Source organism: Pseudomonas sp. GW101-3H06 (assembly GCF_059424605.1).
Window position 1 is genome coordinate 5,628,902 of record NZ_JBWKZO010000001.1, and the last position, 19,733, is coordinate 5,648,634.

The 19,733-nt window shown below is 60.3% G+C and carries 19 protein-coding genes; 5 read left to right on the plus strand and 14 right to left on the minus strand.

What is annotated here, in order from left to right; all coding sequences use genetic code 11:
* Positions 1-115: 115 nt before the first annotated feature.
* The 3 genes from AC07ZE_RS25875 to AC07ZE_RS25885 all read right to left on the minus strand — a co-directional run bounded on the left by AC07ZE_RS25875 (position 116) and on the right by AC07ZE_RS25885 (position 2,251).
* Positions 116-709 (minus strand): HAD family hydrolase, encoded by a 594-nt coding sequence (locus AC07ZE_RS25875; protein WP_207267162.1) that lies wholly within the window; start codon positions 707-709, stop codon positions 116-118.
* Complete coding sequence (gene tesB, locus AC07ZE_RS25880; protein WP_095196671.1) at positions 706-1,575, minus strand: acyl-CoA thioesterase II; 870 nt, start codon at positions 1,573-1,575, stop codon at positions 706-708. Before tesB ends, AC07ZE_RS25875 begins: the two co-directional genes overlap by 4 nt.
* A gap of 106 nt (positions 1,576-1,681) precedes the next feature.
* On the minus strand, positions 1,682-2,251 hold the full coding sequence (locus AC07ZE_RS25885) for a GNAT family N-acetyltransferase (RefSeq protein WP_207267163.1): 570 nt from the start codon (positions 2,249-2,251) through the stop codon (positions 1,682-1,684).
* Positions 2,252-2,343: 92 nt separating this feature from the next.
* Here AC07ZE_RS25885 and AC07ZE_RS25890 point away from each other — a divergent pair, with 92 nt between their 5' ends.
* Together AC07ZE_RS25890 and AC07ZE_RS25895 are read left to right on the plus strand one after the other, a co-directional pair.
* A complete protein-coding gene (locus AC07ZE_RS25890) occupies positions 2,344-3,264 on the plus strand; it encodes a histone deacetylase family protein (RefSeq protein ID WP_207267164.1) in 921 nt (306 codons plus the stop codon).
* A 200-nt stretch (positions 3,265-3,464) separates the two neighbouring features.
* A complete protein-coding gene (locus tag AC07ZE_RS25895) occupies positions 3,465-4,706 on the plus strand; it encodes a TIGR03862 family flavoprotein (RefSeq protein ID WP_207267165.1) in 1,242 nt (413 codons plus the stop codon).
* A gap of 98 nt (positions 4,707-4,804) precedes the next feature.
* Here AC07ZE_RS25895 and rhlE1 read toward each other — a convergent pair whose 3' ends face one another.
* A complete protein-coding gene (gene rhlE1 / locus AC07ZE_RS25900) occupies positions 4,805-6,142 on the minus strand; it encodes an RNA helicase RhlE1 (protein WP_207267166.1) in 1,338 nt (445 codons plus the stop codon).
* Between the two features lie 66 nt (positions 6,143-6,208).
* The gene (yedA, locus tag AC07ZE_RS25905) at positions 6,209-7,162 is read right to left on the minus strand and encodes a drug/metabolite exporter YedA (RefSeq protein WP_207267167.1); all 954 of its coding nucleotides are present in this window, start codon (positions 7,160-7,162) and stop codon (positions 6,209-6,211) included.
* A 165-nt stretch (positions 7,163-7,327) separates the two neighbouring features.
* Here yedA and AC07ZE_RS25910 point away from each other — a divergent pair, with 165 nt between their 5' ends.
* Positions 7,328-7,786 (plus strand): Lrp/AsnC family transcriptional regulator, encoded by a 459-nt coding sequence (locus tag AC07ZE_RS25910; RefSeq protein WP_095196677.1) that lies wholly within the window; start codon positions 7,328-7,330, stop codon positions 7,784-7,786.
* 63 nt (positions 7,787-7,849) lie between these two features.
* Here the strand turns inward: AC07ZE_RS25910 and AC07ZE_RS25915 are convergent, their stop codons facing one another.
* From AC07ZE_RS25915 to AC07ZE_RS25925, 3 genes are all read right to left on the minus strand, one after another.
* A complete protein-coding gene (locus AC07ZE_RS25915; protein WP_207267168.1) occupies positions 7,850-8,461 on the minus strand; it encodes a 3'-5' exonuclease in 612 nt (203 codons plus the stop codon).
* 22 nt (positions 8,462-8,483) lie between these two features.
* Complete coding sequence (locus AC07ZE_RS25920; protein ID WP_207267169.1) at positions 8,484-8,963, minus strand: NYN domain-containing protein; 480 nt, start codon at positions 8,961-8,963, stop codon at positions 8,484-8,486.
* Positions 8,964-9,151: 188 nt separating this feature from the next.
* Positions 9,152-9,934 carry a DUF2076 domain-containing protein gene (locus tag AC07ZE_RS25925; RefSeq protein ID WP_207267170.1) on the minus strand — a complete coding sequence of 261 codons (783 nt, stop codon included), beginning with the start codon at positions 9,932-9,934 and terminating at the stop codon, positions 9,152-9,154.
* Between the two features lie 178 nt (positions 9,935-10,112).
* Here AC07ZE_RS25925 and AC07ZE_RS25930 point away from each other — a divergent pair, with 178 nt between their 5' ends.
* Positions 10,113-10,787 (plus strand): YciC family protein, encoded by a 675-nt coding sequence (locus AC07ZE_RS25930; protein WP_207267171.1) that lies wholly within the window; start codon positions 10,113-10,115, stop codon positions 10,785-10,787.
* A gap of 66 nt (positions 10,788-10,853) precedes the next feature.
* On the plus strand, positions 10,854-11,933 hold the full coding sequence (locus tag AC07ZE_RS25935; protein ID WP_207267172.1) for an endonuclease/exonuclease/phosphatase family protein: 1,080 nt from the start codon (positions 10,854-10,856) through the stop codon (positions 11,931-11,933).
* 50 nt (positions 11,934-11,983) lie between these two features.
* Here the strand turns inward: AC07ZE_RS25935 and AC07ZE_RS25940 are convergent, their stop codons facing one another.
* The 6 genes from AC07ZE_RS25940 to AC07ZE_RS25965 all read right to left on the minus strand — a co-directional run bounded on the left by AC07ZE_RS25940 (position 11,984) and on the right by AC07ZE_RS25965 (position 19,710).
* Positions 11,984-12,409 (minus strand): RidA family protein, encoded by a 426-nt coding sequence (locus AC07ZE_RS25940; RefSeq protein WP_095196683.1) that lies wholly within the window; start codon positions 12,407-12,409, stop codon positions 11,984-11,986.
* A 37-nt stretch (positions 12,410-12,446) separates the two neighbouring features.
* Positions 12,447-13,712 carry a flavin-containing monooxygenase gene (locus AC07ZE_RS25945; protein ID WP_207267173.1) on the minus strand — a complete coding sequence of 422 codons (1,266 nt, stop codon included), beginning with the start codon at positions 13,710-13,712 and terminating at the stop codon, positions 12,447-12,449.
* Positions 13,713-14,034: 322 nt separating this feature from the next.
* Positions 14,035-15,417, minus strand: coding sequence for an aspartate aminotransferase family protein (locus AC07ZE_RS25950; protein ID WP_207267174.1), 1,383 nt, complete (start codon positions 15,415-15,417; stop codon positions 14,035-14,037).
* A gap of 29 nt (positions 15,418-15,446) precedes the next feature.
* Positions 15,447-16,892: an APC family permease gene (locus AC07ZE_RS25955; RefSeq protein ID WP_207267175.1), complete on the minus strand. Its 1,446-nt coding sequence runs from the start codon at positions 16,890-16,892 to the stop codon at positions 15,447-15,449.
* A 139-nt stretch (positions 16,893-17,031) separates the two neighbouring features.
* On the minus strand, positions 17,032-18,087 hold the full coding sequence (locus tag AC07ZE_RS25960; RefSeq protein ID WP_207267176.1) for an ABC transporter substrate-binding protein: 1,056 nt from the start codon (positions 18,085-18,087) through the stop codon (positions 17,032-17,034).
* 132 nt (positions 18,088-18,219) lie between these two features.
* Positions 18,220-19,710 carry an aldehyde dehydrogenase gene (locus tag AC07ZE_RS25965; protein WP_207267177.1) on the minus strand — a complete coding sequence of 497 codons (1,491 nt, stop codon included), beginning with the start codon at positions 19,708-19,710 and terminating at the stop codon, positions 18,220-18,222.
* Between the last annotated feature and the right edge of the window lie 23 nt (positions 19,711-19,733).

Genomic DNA, 19,733 nt, shown 5'->3' on the forward strand with positions numbered 1-19,733 from the left:
GCGAGCAAGCCCGCTCCCACATTTGCTTCCTGGCGTTCACAAAGGATGTGTTCACAGCAGAACCAATGTGGGAGCGAGCCTGCTCGCGAAGGCGGTTAACCAGACAACGATGCTCTCAAGCCGAAAGCAATTGCCGCAATGCCCCACAATCCGCCGCATGCCAGTCCGTCAATTCCGGCCACGGATTATCCGGTAAATTCACCAACACCGTCCGCGTGCCCGCCGCACGCCCGCAATCCAGATCGAAGCGATAATCGCCGACCATCACCATCTCGCTGGTCGACACATTCCAGGCCTCGGCCAGTTTCAGCAAACCACCGGGATGCGGTTTTGGCGGTGCTTCATCGCGACCGAGCACATCCTCCACGGCGAAGCAGTCGGCCAGGCCGATGGCCTCCAGGGTGACATGCGCCAGTTCACGGGCATTACGCGTGAGAATACCCAGTCGATAGCCACGTCCGGCCAGCTCACGCACCAGCTCCACGGCACCCGGTGCCGGCTTCGAGCCCAGCGCCAGATCCCGCTCGTGCTCCAGAAGCCACGCGTGCTTGGCTGCGGCTTCATCGGCTGGCAACGCCGCGAGATGAGTCAGGATGTCGTGGTCCGCCGGGATCGCCAAGGCCACGCGAATCGCCGCGAAGTCATGCACGGCCACCGTCAGGGTGCCGTCCATGTCGAACACCCAATGACGCACCTCGGCCAGGCTCATGCCCAATCCTTGCGATGGCGAATCAGGCCTTCCTGGGTGACTGAAGCCACCAGTTGCCCGGCACGGTTGAACACGCTGCCGCGGGAGAACCCACGAGAGTTACCGGCCCACGGACTGTCCATGGCGTACAGCAACCAGTCATCGGCACGCAGGTCGGCATGGAACCACAGCGCGTGGTCGAGACTGGCGACCTGCATGTCCTTGTGCCAGACCGATTTACCATGGGGCTGCATCGAGGTGGTCAACAGTCCGAAGTCCGAGGCGTAGGCCAGTAAATATTTGTGCAGCGCCGGAGAGTCGGCCAAGGCACCGTCGGCACGAAACCAGACGTACTTGATCGGATCCGAGGGTTGCGGGTTATAGGGATCTTTCTCGGTGATTGGCCGAAATTCGATCGGCTTCGGGCACAGCAGCTTTTCGCGCATTTTTTCCGGGATCAGGTGCGCGCGCTGCTGCGTAAGCTCAAGCTCCGATGGCAGGTTTTCCGGCCCGACCACTTGCGGCATCTCGCTCTGGTGCTGGAAACCCTCTTCGTCGTACTGGAACGAGGCGCTGCAGGTGAAGATCGGATGCCCCTTCTGGATCGCCGTCACCCGGCGCGTGCTGAAACTGCCGCCGTCGCGGACCCGATCAACTTGATACACCACCGGCAACCCGGCATCGCCCGGACGCAGGAAGTAACCGTGCATCGAATGCACGTGACGCGTTTGTTCAACGGTCTGACTGGCCGCCGACAGCGACTGGCCGAGTACCTGACCGCCGAACAACTGGCGAAAGCCCAGGTCCTGGCTGCGGCCACGGAACAGGTTTTCCTCGATCGGCTCCAGGGTCAGCAGGTCCACCAGATCATCCAACACTTGGCTCATTCAGACTCTCCTCACACAACGCAATGCCGCGCAGTCTTGGCTGCGTCGGTCGATTCAGTTTCTGGCCCGTGCCAACATGAGGGCCATTGTAAACGTCCGTGCCAGGTTATCCATGCAAGGTTTGCAGCCATTGTTCACGGCTGATGCGATACAGCACGTGATGACGCAGCGGATGATCGACGGCGAGCTTCGGATGCTCGAAGTCATCGGCAGGGTCATGGTGCATGCCGATGGCCTGCATGACCTTCTGCGAAGGCAGATTGTTGTCAGCGGTGAACGAGACGATCTCACTCAGCGGCAATCGGTCAAAGCCACAACGCAGAGCGGTCCACGCGGCTTCGCTGGCATAGCCAAGTCCCCAGTGTTGTCGTGCCAGACGCCAGCCGATCTCGATGGCCGGGGTGAAAGGCGCGTCGAACCCGACCACGCCAAGCCCGGTAAAACCGATGAACTGCTCCGTGTCCTTGCGCTCCAGCGCCCAAAGGCCGAAGCCGTGTTCGGCAAAATGCCCCCTGATTCGCCCAATCAATGAGGCGCTTTGCAGGCGACTCAAGGGCGCCGGAAAATAACGCATGACCTGTGGATCGGCACACATCGCCGCAAACTCCGGCAGATCCTCGTCGCGCCACTGGCGCATCAACAGTCGCGCGCTCTCGAGCTTCAGTATCGGCTCCATCGTCCCCCCGCCCTCCGTTTGGATGTCGCAAGTCTACAACGCTGGTAGGATCCTTCACTCATTCCCGTATGCCTTTTAAAGACAAAGCAGCTATGCCCCTGCCGCTGATCTATCACGAAGACTACAGCCCCGAGTTCCCGGCGGATCATCGCTTCCCCATGGACAAGTTTCGCCTGTTGCGCGATCACCTGGTGGACAGCGGCCTGACCTGCGACGCCGATCTGCTGCGCCCGGAACTGTGCCCGCAGGAGATTCTCGCCCTCGCCCATGACCCTTCGTATATCGAGCGCTACATGGGTGGCGAACTTTCCCGCGAGGATCAGCGGCGCCTGGGCTTGCCCTGGAGCGAAGCCCTGGCCCGGCGCACGGTGCGGGCGGTCGGCGGCTCCCTGCTGGCGGCCGAGCAGGCGCTGCAGCATGGCCTGGCCTGTCATCTGGCGGGCGGTACACACCACGCGCACTACGACCACCCGGCAGGTTTTTGCATTTTCAATGACTTGGCGGTGATCAGCCATTTCCTGCTGGAAAGTGGCCGGGTGAACCGGGTATTGATCTTCGATTGCGATGTGCACCAGGGCGACGGCACCGCGCGCATCCTGCACAACACCCCGGAAGCAGTGACCGTTTCCCTGCATTGCGAGAAGAACTTTCCTGCCCGCAAGGCCGAAAGTGACTGGGACATCCCGTTGCCCAATGGCATGGGCGACGCCGATTACCTCAAGGTCGTCGACGATGCACTCAACTATCTGCTGCCGCTCTACCAACCGGATCTGGTGCTGTACGACGCCGGTGTCGATGTGCACAAAGATGACGCGCTGGGCTACCTGAAACTGACCGACCAAGGCGTCGCCGCCCGCGATGAAAGCGTGATGCGCCATTGCCTGGGCCGGGATATCCCGGTGGTCGGAGTGATCGGCGGCGGCTACAGCAAGGACCGCAAGGCCCTGGCCCGCCGCCACGGTATTCTCCATCACAGCGCGCAGCGGGTCTGGCAGTCATCGGGTTGTCATTGAGCTGTGGATGCTTTACCCACAATGCCTGTGGAGCTGCCTGTGGATAACCTGAGCGAAAGGGACTACAACCCTTGCGGAGTATGGGCTACAGACCAGCGGTTATTTTTTAATCACCCTTTCTGAAAACACTGAAGATCAAATGTGGGAGCGGCGGTGCGGTAGAATGCCCGGCTTCATTGGCCATCACCGCAGCGCTCCCCATGACCCGATCCTCGACCACCTCCCCTTCCCACGTCGCCATCATCGGCGGCGGCCCCGCCGGTCTGATGGCGGCTGAAGTGTTGAGCCAGGCCGGGATCAAGGTCGACCTGTACGACAGCATGCCTTCAGTGGGCCGCAAATTCCTCCTGGCCGGTGTCGGCGGCATGAATATCACCCACTCCGAAGCCTACCCGGCGTTCCTCTCGCGCTACGCCGAACGTGCACCGCAAATTGCGCCGTTGCTGCGGGGTTTCGGGGCCGATGCGCTATGTCAGTGGATTCATGATCTGGGCATCGAGACCTTTGTCGGCAGCTCCGGCCGGGTGTTTCCAACCGACATGAAAGCTGCGCCATTGCTGCGCGCCTGGCTCAAGCGCCTGCGCGACAGCGGTGTAGTTATCCACACCCGTCACCGTTGGCTGGGTTGGGATGAACTCGGCGGCTTGCGTATCGACAGCCCCGATGGCGAGAAAACCGTTCAAGCCGACGCGACCCTGCTCGCCCTCGGTGGCGGCAGTTGGGCACGCCTGGGTTCGGATGGTGCGTGGATGCTGCCACTTGAGCAGCGCGGCGTAGGATTGGCGCCGTTGCAACCGAGTAATTGCGGCTTCGAAGTGCAGGCCTGGAGCGAATTGATGGTCAGCAAATTCGCTGGCGCACCGTTGAAAAACATCGCCATCGGTTTGAACGACGACATTCCACGATTGGGTGAATGTGTGATCACCGCCACGGGCATTGAAGGCAGTCTGATTTATGCCCTGTCGGCACCGATTCGCGAAGCCATAAACCTGCACGGCTGCGCGACCCTCCATATCGATCTGTTGCCGGGTCGGCCTGTGGATAAAGTCCAGGCCGCCCTCAGCAAACCGCGCGGCTCACGCTCGATGGCCAAGCATCTGCACAGTCAACTCGGAATCGACGGCGTGAAGGCCGCGCTGCTGCGAGAGCTGACATCTGCCGAAACCTTTGCAGACATGACGTCACTGGCCATTGCGATCAAGGCATTGCCTCTGAGCCTGGTGAAAACCCGTCCATTGGACGAAGCGATCAGCAGTGCTGGCGGCGTGATGTTCGAATCGATGGATGAACGTTTGATGCTCAAGCCACTGCCCGGCGTCTTCTGCGCAGGGGAAATGCTCGATTGGGAGGCGCCGACCGGGGGCTATCTGCTGACCGCGTGTTTCGCCAGTGGGCGGGCGGCGGGGTTCGGGATTGTCGAGTGGTTGCAGCGCAAGAACTGAAAACCGAGGCGCGCTCCCACAATGAATCTTCGTATGGCGCAGATCAAATGTGGGAGCGAGCCTGCTCGCGAAGGCGGCCTGACAGACGCCGCAGATAATCAAGGCTTACGCTTGCGCGGCCCGGTATTGAACACCGGTACTTTACGCACAGGCTTGACCGAAGGTTCCGGCGCAGAAACCTCCCCGCTATCGACCCACTTACCGAGGTTACGCTTGCCGCCACCACCGGAAGCCTTTGGCTTCTTCGGTTTTTTCGGCTTCTTGATCACCTGACCACTGGCATCGGTATCCGGCACCCGATGCTCAGGCTCGAAGTCCGGCTCGTTCTGACGCTTCAAGGTCTGACGGGTCAGCATCTCGATAGCCGACAGCAGATTCACTTCATCGGCACACACCAGAGAAATCGCCTCCCCGGTGGATCCCGCACGACCGGTACGGCCGATCCGGTGAATGTAGTCCTCGGCCACGATCGGCAAGTCGAAATTGACCACCAGCGGCAAGTCTTCAATATCCAGGCCACGGGCCGCAACGTCGGTGGCGACCAGGATCTGTACTTCGCTGAGTTTGAAGCGGTCCAGCGCACGCTGACGAGTCGCCTGGGGTTTGTCGCCGTGGATGCCGTCGGCATTGATGCCCAGGCCCTGGAGTTTTTCCACCAGCGCGTCCACGCCGTTACGGGTCTTGGCGAACACCAGCACCTGCTTCCACTTGCCCTTGCGCATCAAGTGCACAAACAGCTCCGGCTTGCGCTTCTTGTCCACCGTCACCACCCACTGCTTGACGGTGTTGGCCGCCACGTTGCGTGGGCTGACTTCGATGCTCAGCGGATCGTTGAGCATTTGCCCGGCCAACAGGCGAATGTCGTCGGAGAAGGTCGCGGAGAACAACAGGGTCTGACGTTTCTTCGGCAGCGCTTTGTAGATGTTCGCCAGTTCTTCGGAAAAGCCCAGATCGAGCATGCGGTCGGCTTCGTCCAGCACCAGGGTTTGCAACTGGTTGAACTTCAGCGCGTTCTGGCGGAACAGGTCGAGCAATCGGCCCGGCGTGGCAACCAACAGATCGACGCCACTGCGCAGCTTCATCATTTGCGGGTTGATGCTGACGCCGCCGTACACCGCATAGGTGCGCAATGGAAGGTTCTCGGCGTACTGGCGCACGGCTTCGTGAACCTGCTCGGCCAGTTCGCGGGTCGGCACCAGGATCAGCGCGCGGACCGAGTTGGCGCTGACTTTCGGCCCTTCCATGGCCAGCAATTGCAGGAGTGGCAAGGCGAAACCGGCGGTCTTGCCCGTGCCGGTCTGGGCCGCTGCCATCAGGTCGCGACCGGCCAGCACCGCCGGAATGGCTTGCGCCTGAACCGGCGTCGGAGTCTGGTAGCCGAGCTTCTCAAGAGAGCGCAACAAGGGTTCGATCAGGCCAAGGGTGGCGAAAGTCATGGGAGTACCGTAGGAAATTTCAGCGCGAGTGGTGCAAAACAAGAATGCAATGGCGCGCAGTTTACCCTAATTCACACGGGATTCTGTTGGCACCACTGTCGGCACCACCGTCGGCACGACCTTCGCCACCGGCTGCTGTGGCGTCCTTCGCCATTGCGGCAGGCCAATCAGTACCACAGCACTGATGATCACCAGCATCGCCAGTGCTTCCTCGATACCGATCGTCTCGCCGACAAACACGATCCCCAGCAACACCGCCACGGCCGGGTTGACGTAGGCATAACTGGTGGCCGCCGCCGGACGTACGTGTTTCAGCAGGTACATGTAAGCGTTGAAGGCGATGATCGAACCGAACACGGTCAAGTACGCCAGCGCGGCCCAGCCTTCGATCGGCGGCATCTTTTCCAGATGCTCGCCGCTGACCGCACTACCGATCAGCAACACCACGCCACCCACCAGCATTTCCACGGCACTGGCCATTGCCCCCTCAGGCAACGGCAAGTGTTTGCTCCACACCGAGCCGAAGGCCCAGGTGGCCGCGGCAAAAATCAGCAGGGCGGCGCCCAACGGGCTCGATTGCAGGTTGGAGCCCAGGTTGAGCATGACGATGCCGATCATTCCCAGTGCAACGCCAGCCCATTCGAGACGGGTATTGCGCGCGCCCCAGAAATAGCCACAGAGCAAGGTAAACAGCGGCACCGTCGCCACCGCCAGCGCGGCCACTCCGGAAGCGACGCCGGTGTGCTCGGCCACGCTGACCGCGCCGTTGCCGCATGCCAGCAGCAACACGCCGATGATCCCCGCGGCTTTCCATTGCGCCCAAGTCGGCGCCGGCGCCCCGCGCCAGCGCAGGAAGGCATACATCAAGGTGCCGGCGATGACGAAGCGGATGCCCGCGAGCAGCAAGGGCGGCCAGTACTCCACACCGATGCGGATCACCAGGTAAGTCGAGCCCCAAATCACGTACAAGGCGAAAAAGGCAGCGATCAACGGTAAGGGAAAGCGACGTAGGCCGGACATGGTGGCAGCTCACAGGCAGGACAACTGAACGGCTATTCTAGAAAGGCTGCCGCCAGAAAATAAGTTACAAAACCTGTTTAAAGCGCCAGTACACTTTTCAAAACACGGAGTTCAAGGCTATATACCGTGTTTTCGAAAGTCCGTTATTTTTCAGGAGTCAGCACGATGGATAAGTACGACCGCATGCTGCTCAGCGCCCTGCTGGAAAACGGTCGCGCGTCCTACGCCGACCTGGCGCGCAAGGTCAACCTGTCGGCCCCGGCCGTGGCCGAGCGCGTGGCCAAACTCGAAGCCAGCGGCGTGATCACCGGTTACCAGGCGAAAGTCGATATGTCCAAGGTCGGCCTGCCGATCCGGTGCGTCATCGAACTGCGCCTGAACCAGCACGGCAACCAGAAAGCCTACGACGACCTGATCCAAATCCCACAGCTCACCGAATGCCACCGGGTGACCGGCGACCCGTGCGTGATCATGCAAGCGGCGGTGGGCTCGATGCCGGAGCTGGAAGAGTTGATCAACCGGGTTGCCCAATTCGGGTTCAGCAAGACGTCGATTGTGTTGTCGAGTGCGATAGAAAAGCGCGTGCCGTTGGGCCAGCTGGAAGGGAATGGCAAGGCGATTTAATTTTTGTCGATGATCCCCTGTGGGAGCGAGCCTGCTCGCTCCCACAGGGGATTTGTATCGCTGTCAGAACCCGCGATACCGCTTGAGATGTTCGCCTACCTTCGCCGCCGGCACTTTCTGCAACTTGCACAGCAAATCATGGGACAGCTCGCGCAAACCATGCTTGTGGCGCAACTCTTCAGCCAGGTGCGCCGTCAGGTTGGCGGCCATTTCCGCATCGGCCATCGCCCGGTGGGCCTTGCCGGTGTGAGGCAGGTTGGCGAACGTGGTGAGGGTCCCGAGTTTGTGGTTCGGCGCGGCGGGCATCAGGCGACGGGCCAGTAGCAGCGAACAGGCGAAATTCTGCAGGCGGGTGCGTTTGATCCGCCCCAGCTCGAAGTCCCAGAACTTCTGGTCGAAGGCGGCGTTATGCGCCAGCAAAGGTGTGGTGCCGACGAATTCGTTGACCTCGTTCATCACTTGCTCCGCCGAGGGCGCGGTGCGCAGCATGGCGTTACTGATACCGGTGAGTTGTTCGATGAAGGCCGGGACGCGCACGCCGGCATTCATCAGGCTCTGATAACGCTCGACGATGCGCCCCTGTTCAAGGATCACCACAGCAATTTCCGTGGCCCGGCAGCTGCTGCTTGGGGAGATGCCGGTGGTTTCAAAGTCGATGACTGCAATGCGTTCCAAACCTGTTTCAACTCCGTAAAAATCAATTCTTGAGCAGCAAGGCGCCTTCGATCGGCACGTAGCGGCTGGCGGCGCGGATCAGCGAGTTGGCGGTCAGGCCAGGCACGCCATAGGCCACCGCCTGAATGCCGTGCTTGGTGATGATGCGTTCCAGCAGCATGTCGAAATCTCCATCACCCGAGGCCAACACCACTTCGTCGACATGGGCCGCCGCATCCATGATGTCGAGGGTGATGCCCACGTCCCAGTCGCCCTTGGCCGAGCCATCGCTGCGTTGGATGTAGGGCTTGAGCTTCACGGTGAAACCGAGGTTGCGCAGGATCTGCTGGAACTGCTGCTGTTTGCTGTCACCACGATCGATGGCGTAGGCATAGGCCTCGACGATCTGCCCCTGCTTGCTGATTTCAGCCCACAGCGCGGCATAGTTGAAGTGGCAACCGTAGGCCTGACGCACGGTGTAATAGAGGTTCTGGACATCGGCGAACACAGCGATTTTCTTCACCGCAACATCCCCTTGGTGCACAGGCAGGATCAGGCCCCTGGCCCGAAAGTCGTCCAGTATGCCAGTCCGAAGGAGAGTTCCGCGAAAAATCGGCCGCAGGCACCTGGCAGCCTCGGACGAATGGCAGCCTGTGGCGAGGGAGCTTGCGTCCTCGCCACAGGGTCAGGTGCTAGATCTGACAGCTTGAATCAGACGAAAGAATCGTCGTCGCCACCCAAGAACGATGAGCTGTCATCGCTGTAGTCGGCGTCGTTAAAACCGCCCTGATCATTGCCGTAGGAATCGTTACCGGCCATGCGCTGATCGTCGCCCCAGCCATTGTTACTTTGGTCGTTGACCTGGGCCGGCTCTTCCTTGATGACTTCGACGACTTCCTGCGGTTGCTGATTGTGATGGAACAGGCTGCTGATGCCTTGTGCCAGCATCACGCCCCCCGCCACACCGGCCGCGGTCTTCAGTGCGCCGCCGAGGAAGCTGCTACCGGTCGGTGCCGCTTGTTGTGGGGCATAGTTCTGCGGTGGAACGTTTGGTTGCGCCGGGGCACCGAAATTCTGCTGCGGCGGTTGCGAATTGAACGAGGACCGCCCCGGCTCTCGCCAGCCGCCACCGCTCGACACGGGCGCACTTGGGTTTGGCGCAGGCTGCGGATCACGGGTGCCACTTCCGAAAATGCTCGACAGAAAACCACCGCTGCTCGGCGCCGCAGTCGCTGTCTGCGCCTTCGCCTGTTGCAGGTCAGCCTGCAATTGCTGGATCTGCGCGGTGAGTTGTCTGTTCTGTTCATCGAGGCTTTTGATCGCCGCCTCTTGCACCAGGATCGCCTGGGTCATGAAATAACCTGCCGCGGGCTGGCGAGTCAGATGTTCCTTGATCCGCGCCTCGGCCTGGGCATCGCGCGGGGCTGAGTCCGATTCGGCCTGTTGCAGCCGGGAAAACAGTCCATCGATAAGGGTTTGTTCTTCGTTGTTCATGGCGACCTCGTAGATTGCCGGGGAAATCGTTGACCTTTCCCACTCAGGATAAGGTGCTCGACCTTAATGGAGACTGAAACAAGTTGTTTCAATAACCTTTACCGAACGTTTACGTTTGCGCCCTCCTCCACTTCATCGGTTAAAGTGAGCCACTGCTTTCAACCTGCGATACCGACTGATGAATCCGTTCGATGTACTGCGTGACTCCCTGTATTTCTTCAAGCGCAATCTGGGCCAGATCGTGCGGCTGTGCCTGCCGCTGGTGATCGTCGAAGCCCTGTTGCAACAAGTGGTCGACCGCTCCACCGAGCCGGACAGTTTCCCCGGCGTCAGTGTGATGGTCGGCCTGCTGGTTTATCCGCTGTACACCGCCGCGCTGATCCTGTTTCTCGATGCCCGCAGCCGTGGCGAATCGCCAAGTAACCGCGAGCTGCTGTCGCGATCCGCCTACCTGTGGCCACGATTCGCCCTGCTGACCGCCCTCAACACCCTACTGATTCTTCTGGGTCTGTCGCTGTACTTCCTGCCGGGCATCTGGCTGATGGTGACCCTGGCGTTCGGCGAGTACCTGCTGGTGTTGCGTGGCTTGGCGCCGCTGGCGGCGATGAAGGAAAGCCTGCGCCTGACCCGCGGCCATTTCATGCGCATTCTGGTGTGCATTCTGTGCGTGATGGCGCCGTTGTGGCTGCTCAAGGGCGCGACGCTGGCGGCATATCCCGAGCCGCAGAACCCGGTGATCTCACTGCTGATCGACAGCGCCCACAGCTTCCTGCAATTGTTCACCAGCGTGGTCATCTTCCGCCTGTTCATGCTGATCAGCGAAGTGCCGGAAAAAATCGACGGGCCACTCTGACCTTGGGCGACCGACCGTCAGTCGGGTATGCTCGGGGTCAATTTCCGTAACGCTAAAAGCCGAGCCATGACCCGACTACTGCGCTACACCTTGCTGGGATTGCTGATTGTCACCGGTCTGGCCGGCGTGATGATCTACAGCCTGACCTGGCGCCCCGAAGCCAGGGAAGTGCTGCCGGTCAGCTGCAGTACCCGGGCACCGTCCCTGGCGCCCGGCCAGGCGCTGAAGGTGATGACCTGGAACGTCCAGTACCTGGCGGGCAAGCGTTACGTGTTCTGGAATGACCTGGCCGCCGGCGCCGACGACGCCCCTACCCCCGAAGACATGGCCTTCAGCCTGGATGAAGTGGCACGGGTGATTCGCGACGAACAACCGGATGTGGTGCTGTTGCAGGAACTCGATGACGGCGCCAAGGCCAGCGATTACCAGAACCAGCTCAAACTGCTGCTGGAACGGGTCGCCGATCTGTATCCCTGCAGTGTCCACGCCTTCGACTGGAAGGCTGACTTCGTCCCCGATCCGCATATCTTCGGCAGCGTCGGCCGACAACTGGCGACCTTGAGCCGTTATCAGATTGATCATGCCCAGCGCCTGCAATTACCGGTCGCCCCGACCAATCTGATCAAACGCCAGTTTCAACCGAAAAACGCCTTGCTGGTCGCCTACCTGCCGTTGAGCGACGGCGGTCAGCTGGCCGTGCTCAACACCCACCTGGACCGCGTGACGCAACCGGACCAAACACTGCAAACGCAGATTTCCGCCGTGGCCAAAGTCCTCGACAAGTTCGAAAGCCGCGGTACGCCCTGGCTGATCGGCGGCGATTTCAATTTGCTGCCGCTGGGACAATACCAGCGCCTGCCCAGTGAGCAACGCACGCCCTACACCGCCGACAGCGCCTTGCACGCCCTGTGGGACAAATACCCGATGATCCCCACCAACAATGAAGCCAGCGGCATCGACCGCGCCCGCTGGCTGACCCACTACCCCAACGACCCGGGCCTGAACGGCCCGGACCGCACCGTCGATTACCTGTTTTACAGCCCCCGCATCAAACGTGTTGAGGCGATGGTCAGGCAGGACGATACGTTGCGTATTTCCGATCATTTGCCGGTGATTGCACGGTTCCTCCTGCCCGCCACGCCATAACGCCTGCTCCCCGCAAGGTGCATAACCTGTGGGAGCGTCGGGTTCAATACTTAGTTCGCCTGCCAGTCATCCGGGATGACAGCAATCACGTCGATTTCCATCAACCACTGAGGTTGCCCAAGCCCGGAAATCACCAGCCCCGTCGAGATCGGGAAAACGCCTTTGAGCCACTTGCCCACGACTTGATAAACCGGCTCCCGGTAACGCGGGTCAATGATGTAGGTCGTGGTTTTGACGATATGGGAAAGATCGCTGCCCGCCTCTTCCAGCAATTGCTTGACGTTCTTCATCGCCTGTTCGGCCTGGGCACCCGGGTCGCCAAGACCCACCAGGTTACCTTCGAAATCGGTGCCGATCTGGCCCCTGACATACACCGTGTTGCCCGCCCGTACGGCTTGGCAAAGATCATTGTCCAGAGACTGGTTGGGATAGGTGTCTTTGGTATTGAACATGCGAATTCGAGTGTGAGTAGGCATCTGCTGGCTCCCCTGAAGCTTGATTGATGATCGATTCTTAACGCTGCGACGGATCCCGGTATTCCAGGTACTGGCGCTGAGTGGCAATGTGGCCCGCGACATGTTTGGCGTCGTGCCAAACGCCCCAGATAAAGCTCGAACCGCGACGGGACAGCCACGGCAGCCCCACGAAATAAACACCAGGCTCACTCGAGACACCGCGCTGATGACGTGGCTTGCCCTTTTCGTCGAACGCGTCGACCTGCAGCCAGCTGTAATCGACCGCGTAGCCGGTGGCCCAAATGATCGAGGTGATTCCCGCCTCGGCCAAATCCAGCTCAAGGATCGGGTGGGTGATGCAATCCGGGTCGGGCAGCATGAAGCGGGCTTCGGGCTCTTCCGGCAGATCAAGGCCATTTCGCGCTACGTAGGCATCCGCCGCATCCAGCAGCGACAGGTAGTTCTCGTCTCCGGCAGCGACGTTTCGCGCCAGATCCTGCTGGAACGTCACCACGCCGTCGTTGAAGGATTGGGTCAGACCCACCAGCGTGACGCCCTGCCTGGCGAGCGCACGGAAATCAACAGTCTGCCCGCCACGCGCACCGCTGACCGCGATGGTCACGTGCTCACGGCCTGGCTGCATGACCTCGGCATCCCAGAGTCCCAGAACCCCCAGCCACCAGCAGAAGTCACGGTTACGATAGGCGCGAGGCGGACGGTCATGCTGACCGACAGACAGATAGACCTGTTTACCGGCACGCTGTAGTTCATCAGCGATCTGTACCCCGGAAGAGCCTGCTCCCACCACCAGAACCCCGCCCTCGGGCAATTGCTGCGGATTGAAATACTGGGCCGAATGAATTTGCGTGATCCGCTCGTCTTTCGGGGCAATCGGTGGAATGACCGGACGCTGGAAAGGACCCGTCGCCGCCACCACACGATTAGCCTCGATCACGCCTTCGGACGTTTCGATGGTGAAGCCGGGGCGATCGGCATTGCGCACCACTTTTTTGACTTCGACACCGGTACGGATCGGCGCTTCGAACTTCTCGGCATAAGCTTCGAAATAGGCGGCAACGCGATCCTTTGAAGCAAAGGCATCGGGCTCAAGGTCTTCGAACGCCAACCCGGGAAAGCGGTCATGCCAGACAGGACCATTGGCAACCAGCGAATCCCAACGCCCGGTGCGCCACGCTTCAGCAATGCGATTACGCTCCAGCACGAGGTGCGGAACACCGAGCTTGCTCAAGTGCTCACTCATGGCGACGCCAGCCTGGCCGGCCCCGACAACAAGCGTATCTACTTCGATTTTATTAACAGTCATGCTTGTGCCCTTCAGTGAGGCGCGACTATGGCGCGCCAAGTCGCGACAGATCAGCCGTTTTAATGAGTTAGTTCCGCGCTTATTACTTTGTTTGCGGGGTAGTTTTATTCTGTGAGGTAAATGCAAATAGCGAAATTATGTTTTTTATAGTTGCTGGCCAGAAAAAACCTAACTAACGACCCAGCTCTTTATGTGTTCTATTTAATCGTTATTAACGCAAACCTGTGGGAGCGAGCCTGCTCGCGAAAGCGGTGCATCAGTCGACATCAATGTTGAATGATCAACCGCATTCGCGAGCAGGCTCGCTCCCACAGTGACTTGTTTAAAGCACGCCGATTTCTTGAGCCGTTCTATCAACAGCAATCCTGGTCTTGGCGATAAGTTCGTCGATTTCACCGCGCGTCGCGATCAGGGCCGGCGCCATGATCATGCGGCCCAGCGTCGAGCGGATGATCACGCCCTCTTCAAAACCGATCGTGCGGCAGCGCCAGGCGATGTCACCTTCGTTGGCAAAGCGCTTGCGCGTCGCCTTGTCTTGCGCAAACTGCAACGCCGCCACCAACCCGACACCCTGGATCTCCCCCACCAACGGGTGGTGGCCGAATACTTCGCGCAGGCACTGCTGCAGATACGGGCCGGTGTCGTTCTTCACCTGGGTGACCACACCCTCATCGCGCAACGCCGTGAGGTTGGCGATAGCCACTGCGGCCGCCACCGGGTGACCGGAGTAAGTCAGACCGTGGGCAAACACACCGCCCTGCTCCACCAGCACCTCGGCCATGCGCCGGCTCAGAATCAGGCCGCCCATGGGGATGTAGCCCGAGGTCAGGCCCTTGGCGATGGACAGGGTGTCCGGCTCGAAATCGAAGTGTTGGTGGGCAAACCACTCACCGGTACGCCCGAAGCCACCAATCACCTCGTCAGCACACAGCAGAACGTCGTACTGGCGGCAGATGCGCTGAATTTCCGGCCAGTAGCTTTCTGGCGGGAAAATCATGCCGCCAGCGCCCTGGAAGGGTTCGGCGATAAAGGCAGCGACGTTCTCGGCGCCCAGTTCGAGAATCTTCGTTTCCAGTTGCCGGGCTGCACGCAGGCCGAACTCCGCCGGGGTCAGATCACCCTCATGGGCGAACCAGTAGGGTTCATCGATGTGCGCGACATCGGGAATCACACCGCCCATTTCGTGCATGAACTTCATGCCGCCCAGCGCGCTGGCGCCCAGGGTGGAGCCGTGATAACCGTTCCAGCGACCGATCATGACCTTCTTCTGCGGCTTGCCCAGAATCTGCCAGTAGCGGCGCACCGTGCGAATCAATACCTCGTTGGCTTCCGAGCCGGAGTTGGTGTAGATCGCGTGGCTGTAGTGCTTGGGCAGCAGGCTGAACAGCAGCTCCGACAACTCGACCACTGCCGGGTGAGTGGTGTGGAAGAACATGTTGTAGTACGGCAACTGCTCCAGCTGACGAGTCGCCGCGGCGGCCAGATCCTTGCGACCATAACCGAGGTTGGTGCACCACAAGCCCGACATGCCATCGAGGTAGCGATTGCCGTCGTTGTCCCACAGATGCAGACGCTCGCCACCGACGATGACGCGAGGGCCTTCGGCATTCAGCGCTTTCTGATCAAGGAATGCGTGAATGTGGTGTGCGGCGTCGCTCGCTTGATAGTCCCTGGTTTCACGCTGGGGTTTGTAGTCTGTTGTCATCTCTTGTTCTCCTCACAATGAATAAAGGTTCAGTTGCCGGACACCGTGGTCAGCGGTGCCACACCAGGCGCATCGTTGCCCTGCGATGTGTGTTGAATGAGGGGTTCCGGGGTAAACAGCGGCTTGCGCATCACGAATTTGACCCACAGCACAGCAATCACCGATATCACGCCCAGCACCACACCGGCACAACCAAAAATGCGCGCGGTCATCTCCGGTGCCGGAGAGACGTGATAGATGGCAAACAGCATGCCGGCGATGCCGACGACTTGTGGCCATGGATAAAACGGTGAACGGAATGGACGTGCCAGATGGGGATAGCGCCGGCGCAAGGCGATCACATCGATGTGAACAATGATGTAGGCCAGCAGCCAGGCAAGGGCGGCAGCCAACAGCAGCAGGCTGATCGCCGCAGAGTCGTGACCCAGGATCAGGATCGGCAGGCCGGTGATCGCGGCGACGAACAGCACCGCCACCCAAGGTGTACGGCCGCGCTTTGTGAGTTGCTTGAACTGCGGGAAGGCCTGGCCGTTTTGCGCCATGCCGTAGAGCATGCGCGGCAAGGCGGCCAGGGACGAATTCACCGTACTGCAAGTCGCGGTGATGGCCGCGATGACCAGAAACAGCTTGCCTGCCTCACCGAAAACGGTGGTCGCGAGCAGGTAGTGCGGCAGCGTATCGCTGGCCAGTTGTTCACGCGGGATACAGAGCAATGCACCCAGGCAATACAGAGCGATCACGCCGAAGATCACGGTCAAACCGATGGTCATGGCGCGTGGAATGTTGCGCTCAGGGTTGCGTGTTTCTTCCACCAAGGGGCAGACAAACTCGGCCCCGACAAATCCCCAGACGGCCATGGCAGCCAGGGTGATGGCGCCGAACTCCAACGGGTTCCAACCCTGATCGAGCGGCAACTGGAAATCGGCCTGGCCGTTACTCAATGACGCAAGCCCCATGGCGACGAGGACCACGACCATGACCAGCGCCAGGACGTTCTGCAGCTTGGCGAACACATCGATGCCGAACAGGTTCAGCACAGTGAACAGCCCCAGCACGCCATAGGCCACCAGCATGTGCGCAAGGACACCGGGATACACCTTGCTGATCACCAGGTCCAGCAGGAGCAGTTCGGCGGAGAGCGCAAACATGGCAACCACCATATAGCCCGAAAAAGTCGCCAGGATCGCCGGAAAATGCCCGATCGCCACTTCCGTGTAACTACTGAGGCTGCCCGCCCTGGGAATCATCAAGGCCAGCTCGGAAAACGACCAGGCATAGGTAATTGCCAGCACATAGGCGATGGCCAGCGGAATGATGAAGCCAAAACCGGCGATGCCCGCACCTTGCAGCATCAGCACCATGACGCCCTGGGACACCACGACGCCGATCGCAACAGCCAGCAAGGAGCCCAGCCCCAGGACACGACGCAATCCGCCGGAATTGCCAAGGATGGCGGCGGATGTGTTTGAACTCATGACAATCTCCCCGTGTTTTTGTTGTTGATCGCCTCCACGCGGGAGGCAGGGATGAATGAGCGAGGCCCCGGTTTCCCGGCAGCCTCACGTTTCGCCCGGCGCGACTCGTCCTGGAGTCGCGATGGGCGACCCGAACGGCTTAGCGGGCCGCCCAGGCGTTGAAGCGTTCCTCCAGCTCTTCGCCGTGATCGACCCAGAAGGTGGCATCCACCAGTTGCCCCTCAGCCAGATTGGCCTGGGCCGTGGGCAGCTGGGACAGCGTGTCGGCCGGCAACTGCGCCAGCACGTCCTTGCGGATCGGGCCGTAGGGAATCTGCGTGGAGAAGGACTTCTGGCCGCTCGCCTGGCTGGCGAACACGATGAAGCGCTCGGCAAGCGCCTTGTTCGGGCTGCCGCGAACGATGGCCCAGTGATCAGGATCGTAAAGGTGGCCGTTCCATGAAATGGCGAGTTTCGAGCCTTCCTTTTGTGCGACTGCGATACGGCCGTTATAGGCGGCCGACATGACGACGTCGCCCGCCGTTAGCCATTGAGGCGGTTGGGCACCGGCTTCCCACCACTGAATCGAAGGCTTGATCTGGTCAAGCTTGTGAAACGCCCGATCCACCCCTTCCTTGGTCCCCAGCACTTTGTAGAGGTCAGCCTGCTTGACGCCATCGGCGAGCAACGCCACTTCCAGTGTGTATTTGGCGCCCTTGCGCAGACCGCGCTTGCCTGGAAACTGCTGCAGATTCCACATGTCTGCCCAGGAGGTCGGCGTCGCGGCAACCTTGCCTGAGTTGTAGGCGAGCACCATCGACCAGACGTAACTGGCCACACCGCACTCACTGACCGCGCCAGGCAAGTAGTTGCCCGCTTCGCCGATCAGTCCCGGGTCCAGCCGCTCGAACAAACCCTCTTCGCAACCGCGCAACAACTCAGGGCTTTCAACTTCGACAACGTCCCAACTGACCTGGCCCACATCCACCATGGCCTTCACTTTGGAAAGTTCGCCGCTGTACTCGCCGACTACAACTTTGCCAGCACCACTTTTTTCAAAGGGTTTGAAGTAAGCACCCTCTTGCGCGGCCTTTGTCGCACCACCAAACGAAATAACCGTAAGACTTTCCGAATGTGCGGCGAGTGGCACGGTGAATGTCAGTAATGCGGTTAAACCCGCAACCGCGGTAACGCTCGAAGACGAATATCTGAACATAAAAGCTCCCTCACTTTTTAATTGTGATTAGTTACTGAGGCAGTCACGACCACGCGGCCGTAAACACGCGCATAACCAGCCGCGCGAGGACATCTTTTTATTGTTAATTCGTAATCAAACTACCAAGTCAGCTCAACGCAATTGAAACCAGGTTGTTTTCAGCTGGGTATATTTATCGAACGAGTGCAGCGACAGGTCACGGCCGAAACCCGACTGCTTACCACCCCCGAACGGCACGGTCACATCCAGGGCATCCACGGTATTGACCGACACAGTACCCGCCTTCAGAGCGCGAGCGACGCGATGCGCGCGATTCAGGTCATCACTCCACACAGAGGCCGCCAACCCATAAATGCTGTCGTTGGCCAGTTGCACCGCTTGCTCTTCGGTGTCGAAGGTGGAAATCGCCAGCACCGGACCGAACACCTCTTCACGTGACAGGTGAGAATCGTGGGGGACGTCGGAAAAAATCGTCGGTTCGATGAAATTGTCGGAGCCATTGAAGCTCAAGCGACGACCGCCAGTCAGCAGCCTTGCCCCGTCTTCCCTGGCACGCTCGATAAAGCTCATCACACGCGAGGTCTGCGCCGCATCAACGATGGCGCCCGCCGGGCTTGCAGGGTCCAGTGGATCGCCAGGCATCCACGCTTTGGCTTTTTCCAGAAGCCGCTCGATAAACTCATCCTTGATCGAACGCTGCACATAGAGGCGAGAGTTGGCCGAGCAGACTTCTCCCTGGTTGAAGAAGATACCGAATGCAGCTTTCTGCGCCGCCAGGTCCAGATCCTGGCAGTCGTCGAACACCAGGCTCGGGCTCTTGCCGCCACACTCGAGCCAGACCTGCTTGAGGTTCGATTGCGCCGAGTACTGCATGAAGTATTTGCCCACCTGGGTCGAGCCGGTAAACACCAGGCAATCGACATCAGGGTGCAGGCCCAGCGCCTTGCCGGCGGACTCACCCAGCCCGGGCAGCACATTCAGGACGCCTGGCGGCAAACCGGCTTCCAGGGCCAACTCCGCCAGACGCAATGCCGAGAACGGTGATTGCTCGGCAGGCTTGAGTACCACGCTATTGCCGGCAGCCAAGGCCGGCGCCAGCTTCCAGGCTGCCATGTCGAGCGGGAAATTCCACGGTACGACAGCCGCAACGACACCCAGTGCTTCACGGGTGATGGTCGCCAACGCCGATGAGGCGGTGGGCGCGACCTGGTCGTACAGCTTGTCCAGCGACTCGCCATACCAGGCCAATACATGGGCGGCGCCCGGGACATCGATGTTGTAGGCATCCATGACCGGTTTGCCCATGTTGAGCGAATCCAGCAGCGCCAGTTCTTCACGGTGCGCAAGAACAAGTTCAGACAGACGCAGCATCACCCGCTTGCGCTCGACCGGCGCCATGCGTGCCCAAGGCCCTTCGTTGAAGGCCCGGCGCGCACTGCGAACCGCCAGCTCCACTTCCACTTCGCCACAGGCCGCGACACGGGCCAGCAACTGGTTGGTCGCAGGGTTGATGGCGTCGAATGTTGCGCCTGAAGAGGCCGATACCTGCCGGCCATCGATCAAGGCTTTGTCTGAGAAGGTTTGCCGGGCAGCTCTTTGCTGCCAATAGTCGAGGTCAAACACGCTACGCTCCCTTTACGACCGCC

Excerpts from the sequence above, each read along its gene's own strand:
- AC07ZE_RS25875 (WP_207267162.1), bottom strand. The coding sequence starts at position 709 with ATGAGCCTGGCCGAGGTGCGTCATTGGGTGTTCGACATGGACGGCACC.
- tesB (WP_095196671.1), bottom strand. The coding sequence starts at position 1,575 with ATGAGCCAAGTGTTGGATGATCTGGTGGACCTGCTGACCCTGGAGCCG.
- AC07ZE_RS25885 (WP_207267163.1), bottom strand. The coding sequence starts at position 2,251 with ATGGAGCCGATACTGAAGCTCGAGAGCGCGCGACTGTTGATGCGCCAG.
- AC07ZE_RS25890 (WP_207267164.1), top strand. The coding sequence starts at position 2,344 with ATGCCCCTGCCGCTGATCTATCACGAAGACTACAGCCCCGAGTTCCCG.
- AC07ZE_RS25895 (WP_207267165.1), top strand. The coding sequence starts at position 3,465 with ATGACCCGATCCTCGACCACCTCCCCTTCCCACGTCGCCATCATCGGC.
- rhlE1 (WP_207267166.1), bottom strand. The coding sequence starts at position 6,142 with ATGACTTTCGCCACCCTTGGCCTGATCGAACCCTTGTTGCGCTCTCTT.
- yedA (WP_207267167.1), bottom strand. The coding sequence starts at position 7,162 with ATGTCCGGCCTACGTCGCTTTCCCTTACCGTTGATCGCTGCCTTTTTC.
- AC07ZE_RS25910 (WP_095196677.1), top strand. The coding sequence starts at position 7,328 with ATGGATAAGTACGACCGCATGCTGCTCAGCGCCCTGCTGGAAAACGGT.
- AC07ZE_RS25925 (WP_207267170.1), bottom strand. The coding sequence starts at position 9,934 with ATGAACAACGAAGAACAAACCCTTATCGATGGACTGTTTTCCCGGCTG.
- AC07ZE_RS25930 (WP_207267171.1), top strand. The coding sequence starts at position 10,113 with ATGAATCCGTTCGATGTACTGCGTGACTCCCTGTATTTCTTCAAGCGC.
- AC07ZE_RS25935 (WP_207267172.1), top strand. The coding sequence starts at position 10,854 with ATGACCCGACTACTGCGCTACACCTTGCTGGGATTGCTGATTGTCACC.
- AC07ZE_RS25940 (WP_095196683.1), bottom strand. The coding sequence starts at position 12,409 with ATGCCTACTCACACTCGAATTCGCATGTTCAATACCAAAGACACCTAT.
- AC07ZE_RS25945 (WP_207267173.1), bottom strand. The coding sequence starts at position 13,712 with ATGACTGTTAATAAAATCGAAGTAGATACGCTTGTTGTCGGGGCCGGC.
- AC07ZE_RS25950 (WP_207267174.1), bottom strand. The coding sequence starts at position 15,417 with ATGACAACAGACTACAAACCCCAGCGTGAAACCAGGGACTATCAAGCG.
- AC07ZE_RS25955 (WP_207267175.1), bottom strand. The coding sequence starts at position 16,892 with ATGAGTTCAAACACATCCGCCGCCATCCTTGGCAATTCCGGCGGATTG.
- AC07ZE_RS25960 (WP_207267176.1), bottom strand. The coding sequence starts at position 18,087 with ATGTTCAGATATTCGTCTTCGAGCGTTACCGCGGTTGCGGGTTTAACC.